The 12,330-nt window shown below is 48.6% G+C and carries 11 protein-coding genes; all 11 read right to left on the minus strand.

What is annotated here, in order from left to right:
- Nucleotides 1–4: 4 nt before the first annotated feature.
- Nucleotides 5–2,722, minus strand: coding sequence for a flagellar hook-associated protein FlgK (gene flgK, locus Q4563_RS01920; RefSeq protein ID WP_303603422.1), 2,718 nt, complete (start codon nt 2,720–2,722; stop codon nt 5–7).
- Nucleotides 2,722–3,651, minus strand: a complete 930-nt coding sequence (gene flgJ / locus Q4563_RS01925; RefSeq protein WP_215977568.1) for a flagellar assembly peptidoglycan hydrolase FlgJ — start codon at nt 3,649–3,651, stop codon at nt 2,722–2,724. Before flgJ ends, flgK begins: the two co-directional genes overlap by 1 nt.
- The gene (locus Q4563_RS01930; protein WP_303603423.1) at nt 3,651–4,748 is read right to left on the minus strand and encodes a flagellar basal body P-ring protein FlgI; all 1,098 of its coding nucleotides are present in this window, start codon (nt 4,746–4,748) and stop codon (nt 3,651–3,653) included. Before Q4563_RS01930 ends, flgJ begins: the two co-directional genes overlap by 1 nt.
- 9 nt (nt 4,749–4,757) lie before the next feature.
- Entirely contained in the window at nt 4,758–5,438 is a 681-nt protein-coding gene (flgH, locus tag Q4563_RS01935; protein WP_215977570.1) for a flagellar basal body L-ring protein FlgH, read from the minus strand.
- Nucleotides 5,439–5,450: 12 nt separating this feature from the next.
- A complete protein-coding gene (flgG, locus tag Q4563_RS01940; protein ID WP_215977571.1) occupies nt 5,451–6,236 on the minus strand; it encodes a flagellar basal-body rod protein FlgG in 786 nt (261 codons plus the stop codon).
- A gap of 26 nt (nt 6,237–6,262) precedes the next feature.
- Nucleotides 6,263–7,006: a flagellar basal-body rod protein FlgF gene (flgF, locus tag Q4563_RS01945; RefSeq protein WP_303603424.1), complete on the minus strand. Its 744-nt coding sequence runs from the start codon at nt 7,004–7,006 to the stop codon at nt 6,263–6,265.
- A 254-nt stretch (nt 7,007–7,260) separates the two neighbouring features.
- Entirely contained in the window at nt 7,261–9,615 is a 2,355-nt protein-coding gene (locus Q4563_RS01950; RefSeq protein WP_215977573.1) for a flagellar hook-basal body complex protein, read from the minus strand.
- 35 nt (nt 9,616–9,650) lie between these two features.
- Complete coding sequence (locus Q4563_RS01955) at nt 9,651–10,367, minus strand: flagellar hook assembly protein FlgD (protein WP_215977574.1); 717 nt, start codon at nt 10,365–10,367, stop codon at nt 9,651–9,653.
- A 10-nt stretch (nt 10,368–10,377) separates the two neighbouring features.
- A complete protein-coding gene (gene flgC, locus Q4563_RS01960) occupies nt 10,378–10,824 on the minus strand; it encodes a flagellar basal body rod protein FlgC (protein ID WP_215977575.1) in 447 nt (148 codons plus the stop codon).
- Nucleotides 10,825–10,834: 10 nt separating this feature from the next.
- A complete protein-coding gene (gene flgB, locus Q4563_RS01965; protein ID WP_215977576.1) occupies nt 10,835–11,233 on the minus strand; it encodes a flagellar basal body rod protein FlgB in 399 nt (132 codons plus the stop codon).
- 194 nt (nt 11,234–11,427) lie between these two features.
- Nucleotides 11,428–12,285 carry a CheR family methyltransferase gene (locus Q4563_RS01970; protein WP_215977577.1) on the minus strand — a complete coding sequence of 286 codons (858 nt, stop codon included), beginning with the start codon at nt 12,283–12,285 and terminating at the stop codon, nt 11,428–11,430.
- Nucleotides 12,286–12,330: the final 45 nt, after the last annotated feature.

A 12,330-nucleotide genomic window follows, 5' to 3' on the forward strand; every position in this document is an offset into this window, starting at 1 on the left:
AAGCCTAAATAGAATTAATTAAGGTATCAAACAGGTCACGTGCCACAGTAATCACACGTGCATTGGCACTATAAACCTGCTCAAACTTAATCAAATTAGCCGCCTCTTCATCCAAATTAACCCCTGAGATACTGTCTCGCAGACTTTGGGTTTGCTCCAGCAAGTCTTTCGCCGCACTGGCATTAGTGCTGGAGAGGTTGCTCTTGGTGCCAATATCTTCCACCAGTCGACCGTAGGCTTCAGCAAAGCTTAAGCCACCATCATCGATGGTTCCAGCCGTTTCCAGCTCGGCAAATTTCAATCCGTTGCGGTTGTCATTACTTGCATCGGCATTGAAGTCTATAGTGAATGTATCGCCCGCTTGTGGCTGACCTTTAATCGTAACCTGAAAACCTAAGTAATTTGATTGTACAAAGTCTTCTGCCGTTGTATCTCCTAACAGAGGGCTTTCACTTGACGCGCTGATTAACTCAATGCCATCTGACATGGCAATATCCATGCGCCCACCGACAGTGATAGCATTGTCTGCGCCAGCGTTGAGCGCCTGATCGAGCCCACCCACTCCGTCGCTGACATCAATAGTGTCGCCGGGTGCGCCATCCAGTCGGATGTCCAAATTTACGCCACTAGATGCTGCCACAAATAATTGCGGCTGACCGCCACTTCCCGTTGTAATACTCGCGTTAACACCTTTCGCCACTAACGCAGGATTGGCATTAATTTGCTCAGCAATATATTGATAAAAGCCAAGCTCATCAGTATTTGGGTCCGGTACGCCTGACGCTATTACTGCGCCATCGTACTCAACCAAATCCTCTCCGTTAATCTGTAACTGCAAAGGGTTGGTGAATGTGGTGCTAATACCACTAATACTAGCGGTAGTATGTGCATTGACGGTAACACCAGCGATACCACTGAGCAAAGACGCTGTTTGTTCAGCTGACGCATTGGGCGCGGTGAGCACGACCTGTTCCTGTCTAAGGCCGGTGTCTGGATCAGTGCTAACAAAAGTATAACGCTCGGCAGGGTATTGATTCGGCTGTGCCGGACCGACCATCCCCAGAGCTTCAGGCACACGACTCCCCAAGCCCGTTGTAAACCCATCTCCCGCCACTAAAGTTGAGCCAGGATCTGTAGCAAATACGGAATTTTCCAAATTAGGGGTAAATTCCATATTATTCATCGGTGGATTAAGTGGTACAGGATAAGCGGGGTTAGAGTTATCTAATACCTCATAGGTCGTCTCTGAGGTGAAGCGTATTACTAAAGGAGGGCTAAGCTCCCCCGCACTCGCAAACATCGGTAACGTATTGCCCTCGGCGTCAGTGACTTGCATCAGCTCACCGGCACTCACAAGCCCGCTGCCTGCATTACCAGACGATGTACCCGTACGTATAGGCGATGCTAACGCTATGTCCTCGGGGCGAGTCAATAAGGTTTCAATATCCCGAGCGCCATTTGCAGTCGGCTGTATCGTAAATTTATCTCCAGCCTGGAAAGAACCGGACACCAAATTAACACTAATACCATCAAAACTAATTTCCGCGGGATAGGCTCCAGGCAATAAACCCTGAGCAACGATTTCATTATCATCTTTGCGAGTAATGACGTAGTTTTTTGACCCTGTGGGAATCTTCAATTCGTAATCGCTAGTAGTTAGCAGGCTTATATCGTCAATAGTGACGCTGATTTGCCGATCGGACGGCGCTGCATTATCGCCATGAAGTACTCGATCGGCTGCTAGAGAGGGATCATTAATATCGACGAACAAATTCGCACCATAGTCGCCATCCAGGTCTAGACCTTGCTGCTGCAACTGATTAAATTCTTCGGTTAGCGCTAGGGCAACCCGACCGAGCTCATTCTTGGCAGGCTGCAATACATCACTGCGAAAGTTTAATAACCCGCCTAATTTTCCACCGTTGATTTGGCTAGTCACATCCGCAGTTTGTGACCCATTTTGAAGCTGAACTTGCCCCTGCTCGTCCACCGAAAAACTACCGACATTAGTACCAACTACCAGAGCCTGGCCGCTGGCAATATAGACATTCATCTGTCCATTCCCAGAGTCAACCGATTGAATGTCAATAAGTTCCGACAACTGCAACAACGCTTCATCGCGCTTATCAAGCAAATCATTGGGCATAGCAGAAGCCCCACCGACTTTATTGAGTTGATTATTTATATCGGCAATGGACTGAGCAAGAGAGGTCACCTGTTTGGTAACGGTCTTAACCTCGATATTGATATCAGTTTGCAGGTCCTGTAAACGATCATAAATTTGATTAAAGCGCAGTGCTACACTTTCAGCTTGGTCGACGAATAATTGCCGTGCCGGGGTAGAAGAAGGCTCATCCGCGGCATTTTGCACCGCAGAGAAAAAATCCTGCAAAGCGCCGGACAGGCCACTGCTACTATCGGCAAAAAGACTGTCAATTTTTCCTATATTTACGTTGTAAGTTTCAATCTGTCCATACGCGGAGGTATCCAAGCGCAGTTGACCATTCACAAACTGATCAACGACCCGCTCAATGGATGTGGTGCTTACGCCACTGCCAAGAAAACCAGCAGAGCCTATACTTTGTTCCGGACGTGTGGTGTATTCAACTTGCTGGCGGCTGTACCCCTCTGTATTCGCATTTGAGATATTGTGCCCTGCGGTTCGCAGGGCATTTTGGCTCGCCTGCAGGCCGGAAATTGCGTTGGATAAAATACCGGACATTAGCTATTTCCTCCGCCGAATGCCGCTGATAGTTCTTCTCGGTCGACAATGGCTATAATTTTCTCCGCGTAAACCGGGTCTGTGGCATAACCTGCTTGCTGCAATCCTCGCGCAAAGTCTTCGATGCTATCGCCAGCCGCAACCGCCTCAGCATAACGCGGTTTTTGCAGCAGGTTAACGTAATCTGAAAAGCTCTCAAACAGTGAGCGATATTGACGGAAATCAGCCTGCACCGATTCCGCGTCACCGTCTATATATTCTGTGGTATTAACCGCAAGCTTATCGCCGGACCAACCGCCCGTCGCCTTGATATTAAATACATTGTTCGAGCTAACTCCATCGGACGTCTCTGCGATGGACTTACCCCAGCCGGTTTCTAAAGCCGCCTGTGCCACTAAAGCGGCGGGGTTAACGCCTAATTTGTTGGCGGCCCATTGTGCGTATGGCTTCATTTTTTCCACAAACCCAAGAATAGCCGGCTCAGTATCACTGTTGTCACTCACTGGGGCTGCCGTTACCTCGTTTGACACACGCAATACACCATTGCGCTCAGTGTCTTGTTCGGGCTCATCGCTGTTCGGTTGCTCGAAGTGTTCGCTATAACTGCGCATCATTTGCTGATAGAGCGTATCGCCTAAGCCCAAACCTCGTCCCTTAGTTAACTCTAATGACATCTGCTGGTCGAGCATTTGCTGATAAAACTCTGTATCTGATGAGCGCATATAGTTACCCTCAGCAAACACATCCCCAGCAGCACGCATACTCTTCATCATTTGTTGGACAAACAATGATTCGAACTGCTTGGCCATCTCTTTCAGTGCGGCGGGATCGTCGTTTCGTCCCATACTACGCACGGCCTCAAGGCCTCGACTATCGAGAAAAGTATCCTGAACGTTAGAAAGCGCTTGTTGGTTTGTAATTGTGCTCATCAAATCACCATTAAGTCCGCTTTAAGCGCGCCCGATTGTTTTAATGCTTCTAATATGGCCATTAAGTCCGCAGGTGAGGCACCCACATCATTAATGCTTCTAACAATGTCTTCCAAAGTTGCAGAGGGTGCAAACTTGAACATGGGGTTGTTCTCCTCTTCCACATCGATTTCCGAGTTCGGTGTAACCACGGTTTCGCCTTGGCTAAATGGATTGGGTTGACTTACATCAAAGTCTTCGGACACCGAAACTGTAAGGCTACCGTGGGTAATAGCAACGGGAGATACGCGCACATGCTGTCCCACAACAATGGTACCCGTACGAGAATTAATCACGACCCGAGCTGCCTCTTCAGCCGGTGTCACTTCAATATTCTCTAGTAGTGCCAAAAAGTCGACACGCTGAGATGGATTAACGGGGCTGGTTACCCGTATTGATACTGCATCCATCGGCATGGCCACTTCTGGCCCCAACATATCGTTAATAGCCTTGGCCACACGATTAGCTGTGGTGAAATCTGGGTTATGTAAATTAAAAACAATGGGTTGGCCGTTAGCAAAATTATTGGGCACCACTCGCTCTACCAGTGCGCCTCCAGGAATACGGCCGACACTGGGGACATTAACGGTAATATTGGAGCCATCACCACCATCTACGCCAAACCCGCCGACAACAAGACTACCTTGGGCAATGGCGTAGGTATTACCATCAATCCCTTTTAACTCTGACATCAATAAACTGCCACCGCGCAGGCTTTTGGCATTACTAATGGAGTTGACGGTTACGTCCAATTTTTGGCCGGGTTTAGAAAAAGCTGGCAGTTCGGCTTGTAACATAACCGCCGCCACATTCTTCATTTGCATCCGGCTGCCTTCAGGTAAGTTGATGCCGAACTGTTTCAACATATTGTTAAATGACTGAGTGGTAAACGGGCTCTGTGTAGTTTGATCTCCAGTGCCATCCAAACCGACCACTAGCCCATAACCAATCAGTTGGTTTGGGCGAACACCGGCGACATCGGTAATATCTTTAATGCGCTCGGCGTGAGCTACGCTAGAGATCAACACACAAATCATAACCGTTAATATTTGCTTCATGCTTGACTCCTAGAAAGGCCAGTAGGCACTATTAAAGAACTTCGATAACCAGCCCATATTTTGTGAGCTGGCCAGCTCGCCTGTGCCGCTGTATGAAATTTGCGCATTAGCTAATCGAGTAGAATCCACCGTATTTTGGGTAGTAATGTCTTCTGGGCGCAAAATGCCACTGACTCGTATAAATTCGTCTCCCCGATTGAGCGTCATCCACTTTTCACCGCGCACCACAAGATTGCCATTGGGCAACACATCGGCCACGGTTACTGCAATGCTACCGCTTAAACTGTTGCTCTGGTCGGCTCCGGTGTCGCCTTCGAAGTCACGATCTTGACTGATATCGGTATCGAGTAAATTACCATTAAGTGTGGGGGTCATCCCCAGTAGAGTTCCACCCGGCAAGCTCGTGGAACTTGCTTTGGTAACATTCACGCCTGCGCTTTTACTCGACACCGTACGCTCGGTAAGATTAATGGTGATAATGTCACCAATATTGCGCGCTTTTGTATCGGTAAACAGCGTCATCCCCTGTTTAGATTGGTACAAAGAGCCACTGGTATTCATCGGCTCATGGGCACGCGTAGTCACCACCGGTGCGTAATATGGGTCACCTGGTTGAGGTTTAGGCCCTGTTACACAGCCGGTCAAAAACGCCGCACCGACACTGACTATTACAACCCATAACCGTTTCATACTAATGGCTCGCTATAGAGTCTGAGTGATGTATTGCAACATTTGGTCTGCTGTCGACACCACTTTAGAATTAATTTCGTAAGCCCGCTGTGTGGAAATCATATCCACCATCTCTTCAACGATTTCAACGTTAGAGTTTTCCAACATACCTTGCTGCAAACTGCCCAAACCATTTTGTGCGGGAGCACCAATCAACGGGTTACCACTGGCAACGGATTCTACGAATAAGTTACCGCCTATCGCCTGCAGACCGGCGGGGTTAACAAAGTCCGCCAGTTGTATATCGCCCAGCTGTTGAGGTTCGACTTCCCCTTCAATAAATGCGTTCACTACCCCATCGGTACTGATGGTAATTTTGCTGGTATTTTCTGGCACATTAATCGCGGGTTCGATCAAAAAACCATCGGCATTAGTGACCTCGCCTTCACCGTTGATTTGCAGCTGACCATTGCGGGTATAGGCTACACTGCCATCGGGCCTAAGCACTTGTAAAAAGCCTCGACCGTTAATGGCAACATCAAGCGCTTGATCTGTCACCTGTAAGCTACCAGCGGTAAATTGCTTACTGGTACCGACTACGCGAACCCCTGTACCCAGTTGTAAGCCGGATGGGAGTTCATTATCTTGAGTATTCTGTGCCCCAGGTTGACGCTGGGTTTGATACAGTAAGTCTTCGAAGGTAACCGAATCCCGTTTAAAACCCACCGTACCCACATTGGCTAGGTTATTAGAGATCGTTGTAAGCTGTTTATCTTGAGCCATCAGACCCGTTTTACTGACATAAAGTGCTGCGTGCATGGTGTTTTCTCCTGTGCCTACAAGGCTTAGCTCATGCGCAATAAGCTGGATGAGCTTTCAGAATTTTGCTCAACAGTTTTCATTAGTTTGATTTGCATTTCGTACTGACGAGATAAAGTTAAAATATCGGTAAAAGAATCCACGGCATTGACGTTACTGCCTTCCAGCGCACCGGCGCTGACCTGTACTGTGGCATCAGCCGGCAAGATTGCTTGATTCAAATCACGAAACAGACCATCGGGGAATTTTTCCAATGTGGCCAGGTCGGGCTGAACTAACTTAAGGCGATCAATGGCAACAAGAGTTTCCGGACCTTCACCCTGCGCAACAATGGACAAGGTGCCATCGGCTCCTATAGCAATCTTTTCGATAGGAGGTAAAGCAATGGGGCCATTATTCCCCAGCACAGGAAGGCCACTGCCCGTGCGCAAAATGCCATTAGCATCGAGTTGAAAGTCCCCTGCTCGGGTATAGCCTTCTGACCCATCGTTACTTTGAACTGCAAAAAAACCAGTGCCGTTTATGGCCACATCGAGATCACGACCTGTCGCATTGATAGGGCCAGATTCAAAATCTGTGGCGGGTGACTCAGTTAAAGCGTAAGCACGAGTAGGTTGGCCATCACCGTAATAAACACCCATGGAACGCGCTTGCGCAAAGTCGGCGCGAAAGCCGGTGGTGTTTACGTTGGCCATATTATTGGCATGATTCGCTTGAGCCATCATGTTGTGCTTGGCTCCGGTCATGGCAATGTAGAGGGCTTTGTCCATACTTGACTCCGCTAGTTTTTTGTCACTTTGACGAAAAAGAATCTTCTAGCAGTGATATAGCAATGGCTGTGCCAACGGCAGATTTCAAACAAGAAAGGAAAGTATATTCTTTTTATTTCAACAACTTAGGTGAGTAAAGCGAGGCAAGTATAAAGGATGATTAGGCTAACCTATAAATTGACACACCAAACTAGATAACCAAGTGCCAAACAAGCGGCAAATAACTTCCGTTATTTGCCGCTTGTTTGGCTTTGTTAGCGCAGATTGATAATGGTTTGTGTAGTTTGGTTGGCCGTTTCGATGGTTTTGGCACTGGCCTGGAAGTTACGCTGGGCAATAATCAAATTTACCAGCTGCTCTGATAAGTCCACATTCGACTCCTCCAGAGCCCCCGAGTTGATGGTCCCCAGTGAGGCCGTACCAGGAGCACCAATAACAGCCTCACCAGTATCGGAGGTTTGCGCCCACATGGTATTGCCTGCAGGCTTGAGTGCCTCGACGTTATTGAAGTTTGCCAGTGCAACCTGACCCAGCACCTGGGCTTCACCATTAGTGAAACGGGCGAAGATAATGCCACTATCACTAACGTCCAAACCTGCCAGCCGACCAGTGGTATAGCCATTTTGATCCAGTTGCTCCACCCCAAACTCAGCACCAAACTGGGTAGAGCCCGCCAAATCAATCAAAAAGTTAGAACTTGAAGGCGGCTCAACCACAGGCACCACCCCACCTTGCAACACATTTAACGGCCCCAGTGATCCGGTTTCATTACCTTCATCATCAACCGGCGTCCAGTTAGAAACCAGCATTGTATCCGTTAACGACTCATTTAAGCTGCCGTCTTCGTTAAAATGCACATTGTAAGAGGCTCGAGTTGGCAAAGTGTTCTCTGGAGACGGCAAAGTTGGATCTGGGTCACCGACTTCTTGACCATCAACCTGTACATACATTACCCAGTGGTTGGGCGAGGTAGAGGCGTCAGCAGGATCGTATGGCTGTTTAACAAAGTACTGCGTCATTGTATGAGGGTTGCCCAGGCTGTCGTGGACCGTGGCAGAGGTGGCGTGGTTATAGGTGGCCTGATCATTAGGGTCAAAAGAGTTAATGGGCACCTCAGTAAAGCTTGCCGCCGTCAACGGAGCAAATAAATTACCTACCGCCGGCACGCTATCTGCAATGACATAACCTTCTTCCATCACAATCGACACTTCACCACCGATCACTAGGCCGTCATTGATACCGGTCAAGCTTTGCACCCCGGTACCTGAGCGGCCGATCACATCAAGCACACCAGGCGTGGCGTTCACGTCGGAGTCAAAGGCAAAACTTAAATCCGTTCCAACACTCGAGGTTATCACCAAATCACCTGCTGTATTAACCTCAGCGGTGACACCAGGCAAAGTCGAGGTAGATAAGGCGTTTATTTCTGCCGCAATATTTGCTGGAGTATTGGAGGTAAGCAACACACCGTTTAACGTCAGATTACTATTGGTGTTATCCAAAGTGCCCGATTGTACTGTTGCTTCGGTCGTTGCGGAGGCGGTGACACCAGCCAATGAATTAAGCTCCGATGCGGTCTGTGCTGCAGAAGCTCCATCCTCCGAATTGAAAGTCACTGAGCCGCCGCTTGGACCTTCAATTTCTAACGTCTGCGATTGATAACCGTTGTCGACGTTGGCGATCCCTGCTACCGACGCCGGCGCACCGGTCATCGCGGTAGACAACGCGTTTGCCCCAGTCACCGCGCCTAGCGTAACAGTACTAGAAACACCTTCATTGATATCACGCAGCTCAAGGTTGCCGCCGTTGGCAAACGCCTGAACGTTAATCGGGGTCGGGCTACTGAAAATAGCACTATTGATTAGGTTGGCAACATCTTGCACTGAGTTTGCGGTAGAAGAGTCAATAACTAAACTCAACGTTCCATTGCCCGAGGCTGGTGTGGAGCCGGCCAAAGTGACATCAAAAGTCGTTGGGTTAGCGGCAAAGTCAATCGGTACAGCCACAGCCCCTAGGTTCATCGTAGTGGTCGTGGCATCACTAATGCCAACCTGGGCAACTCCGATTGCTGAACCGTCTGTCGTGAAGCTTGAGCCGACGGACTCCAATACACTTTGATTAGCATTCAAGTTTAAAGTGGCCTCGACACCTGTGGTTTGGCGCGGCGCCTGTGTGCTTACATCCACCTGTAAATCGCTCAGCGTACCACTTACATTGCCATTATCATCGGCACTGTAACCTTGTAAATTCATTCCCGTATTGGTGACGATAAAGCCTTCGCTGTCGAGGCCAAAAGCACCCGAACGCGTGTAGAGCTGCTCCCCCTGATCGCTAACCACGAAAAAGCCTGCATCACTTACGGCTAAGTCCAACTGGTTTTCAGTGAAGTTCAGGTTGCCCTGACCAAATTGCTGGCGAATTTTTAGTAAATTAACGCCACTACCTGGGGCGTTTGAACTACTACCGAGTAAGGAGCCTGCGTAAACATCGCCAAACTCCACACGTGAAGTCTTAAAGCCGGTAGTACTGGCATTGGCGATGTTATTACCGGTGACTTCAAGATCAGTATTGGCGGCCCGGATACCGCTAAGCGCAACGTTAAATGGCATGGTCCGTTTCTCCTTTAGAAACTAGCCGCTTGGCATTAATTAAATTGAGTTACTTGGCTAATGTCGACAGGGCCAACCCCTGCCAAATTAAGCGTGATCGAACCATCATTACCTAGGGTAACGCTATTAACATTGGCACCCAGTGAGGTTTCCAGCTGTTCAGCTTCGCCATCGATCATGGCATTGACTTCAATTCGGTATTCACCCGGCGGTAGAGGCTCTTCACCGGCACTCCAGTCGACAAGCTCACCGTCCACCTCCATATACTGACCGTCCCAGCGGAAAACCATATCACCCGCTTCACGCCCATCGACGGGTACTTTACCCACCAGTGAGCCGCCCTCGCTGTAGATATTAATTTCCATAGCACTGGTCGACTGCTCCAGATTCAAAGAGCCGGCAACAATGCCGCCATTGGTCAGTAGCGCCGTATCCGTTGGTACGGAAACTGACCGCCCAACCAGCGATGAGGCTTGCAGTGCTTGATTCGACATAAAGTTGCCGTTGAAACTCTCAAACTGGCCATTGAGTCGCTCCAACCCCTCAACCGAACTAAACTGAGCCAATTGGGCAATAAATTCAGTATTTTCCTGAGGGCTCAAAGGGTCCTGATTATTCATTTGAGTAATCATGAGCTCTAAAAAAGCCGATTGCCCCAATTCATTGCTTGCCTCTTCCGGCTCTTTGTTCGCAATACTCAGGTTACTGAGAATATTGGCCGCTGAGGTTCCGTCGTTACTTACTTGTGTCACGGCAGACTCCTTACTGTCCTAATGTGAGTACGCGCTGGGCCATCTGCTTGGCAGCGTTCATCACTTCAACATTGACCTGAAACGAACGAGATGCCGAAATCATATTAGTCATCTCCTCCACCACATTGACATTGGGGTAATACACATAGCCCTCTTCGTCTGCCAAAGGGTGGTTGGGTTCGTAGCGCTGCTCATAGGGAGCATCGCTTTCAACCACACCCAAGACGGTTACCCCAGCACTGGCATCGCGATCCGCGCCACCAATAGCTTCAAGACGGTTAGTGCCTAAGGTGTCTTTAGCGACAGCGGCAAACACGGGTTGACGTGAGCGATAAACATCTCCGGCACTGGAGCTGGCCGACTGTGCATTAGCAAGATTACTAGCGGTGGTGTTCAGGCGCAGGCTTTGAGCATTCATGCCAGAACCGGCAACATCAAAAATAGTATTGAGCCCCATGGTATTACTCCTACTGTCCGGTCAAAGCCTTGCTCAGGCCTTTAAATTTTTTGTTTAGCAACATAAAGCTGGTTTGGAATTCCAACGCATTTTTCATAAATTCAGCGTGTTCAACCTGATCTTCGACGGTATTACCATCAACCGATGGTTGATGTGGCGTGCGGTAGTCCAAACCAGGACTACCGCTGGAACTGCCATGAATATTCAGGTGGCCTTCGTCCGTTTTTGCTAAGGCCCCGGGCATGTTTCCGGCAGCCTTAGCCAAGGCACTATGAAAATCAAAATCTCGAGATTTAAAGCCTGGGGTATCAGCATTCGCTAAGTTGTTGGCCAGAACTTCTGCCCGCTGTGAGCGAAGTTTAAGAGCCGGTTCAAATGCACCCAGTGCCTGATCGAAAGAAATTGCCATGATTGCCTCGTTGCGTTAGCGTCACAAGCAATAAAGCACAGGCCATGCCAAACCTAGAAATATCTAATATCTCATTGATTTTATGGAGTTTTATTTTTGATTGAAATATAAACGGGTACTGCAGAGGTAAGAATGTAAGGACAAGAGCGGCAAAGGCTTACCGCCTTTGCCGCTTAATCGAAAGCTGTAAATTGTTAAATAGCCCGGTAGAGGATACCTGGCTCACAGCGAACCATTTCAAACAAATTCGAGGCTGCGCCTACGCCTTCGGATGAACCGAGAAACAAAACGCCTCCGGGTTTTAAGCTGGCGTGTATTTTTTGCAGGATTTTAAGCTTTAGCTCGGCATTAAAGTAAATCAAGACATTGCGGCAAAAAACAATATCAAAACGCCCCAGCGCCGCGTAGGAATCCATCAAGTTGAGTGGGCGGAATTCGACCCGCTCCCGTACGGTTTGGTTTATTTGCCAATTATTGGCATCAATTGTGGTAAAAAATTGATTGCGACGTTCTACCGACAGACCCCGCATAACTGATAATCGGTCATACATTCCCTGCCTTGCCTGCTCAAGCACAATCGACGAAAGATCGGTTGCCACGACCTGCACAGGCCGAGCCAAGGCACCCATGGATTTCCGCTTATACTCTTCGGCAATCATACTCAGCGAGTAAGGTTCCTGGCCCGAAGAGCAAGCCGCCGACCAAATCCGGAGCGGACCATACATCTTATTAGCTGGGGCCATAAGATCGGGCAGGAGAACATTCTTTAAGTATTCATAAGGGTAACCATCGCGAAACCAAAAAGTTTCATTGGTGGTCATAACGTCAATAACCTGATCGCGTAAGCGCCGGTTACTATTCATTTTGAGTGCCTTCACCAACTCGGCAAAGTTTGGCAGGTTATACTCTTCTAGCAGCCGCCGAACCCTGTTGGCCACTAGATACTGCTTATTTTCGCCCAAGGCTATACCACAAGCGTCTTTTAGAAACACCCTAAACTGATCAAACTCTACCTGCTCCAGAGTATGTGAAGATTTAATCGGGCTACTCATATCAGTCCTTAACAACCACTAAACAACAAACCACTTTAAATAAGC

This window comes from Gilvimarinus sp. 1_MG-2023, assembly GCF_030548285.1.

What these genes read in the sequence shown, in the direction of transcription:
- flgK (WP_303603422.1), bottom strand. Translation starts at nt 2,722, where the DNA reads ATGTCCGGTATTTTATCCAACGCAATTTCCGGCCTGCAGGCGAGCCAA.
- flgJ (WP_215977568.1), bottom strand. Translation starts at nt 3,651, where the DNA reads ATGAGCACAATTACAAACCAACAAGCGCTTTCTAACGTTCAGGATACT.
- Q4563_RS01930 (WP_303603423.1), bottom strand. Translation starts at nt 4,748, where the DNA reads ATGAAGCAAATATTAACGGTTATGATTTGTGTGTTGATCTCTAGCGTA.
- flgH (WP_215977570.1), bottom strand. Translation starts at nt 5,438, where the DNA reads ATGAAACGGTTATGGGTTGTAATAGTCAGTGTCGGTGCGGCGTTTTTG.
- flgG (WP_215977571.1), bottom strand. Translation starts at nt 6,236, where the DNA reads ATGCACGCAGCACTTTATGTCAGTAAAACGGGTCTGATGGCTCAAGAT.
- flgF (WP_303603424.1), bottom strand. Translation starts at nt 7,006, where the DNA reads ATGGACAAAGCCCTCTACATTGCCATGACCGGAGCCAAGCACAACATG.
- Q4563_RS01950 (WP_215977573.1), bottom strand. Translation starts at nt 9,615, where the DNA reads ATGCCATTTAACGTTGCGCTTAGCGGTATCCGGGCCGCCAATACTGAT.
- flgC (WP_215977575.1), bottom strand. Translation starts at nt 10,824, where the DNA reads ATGGGGCTCAATACTATTTTTGATGTTGCCGGTTCTGGCATGAATGCT.
- flgB (WP_215977576.1), bottom strand. Translation starts at nt 11,233, where the DNA reads ATGGCAATTTCTTTCGATCAGGCACTGGGTGCATTTGAACCGGCTCTT.
- Q4563_RS01970 (WP_215977577.1), bottom strand. Translation starts at nt 12,285, where the DNA reads ATGAGTAGCCCGATTAAATCTTCACATACTCTGGAGCAGGTAGAGTTT.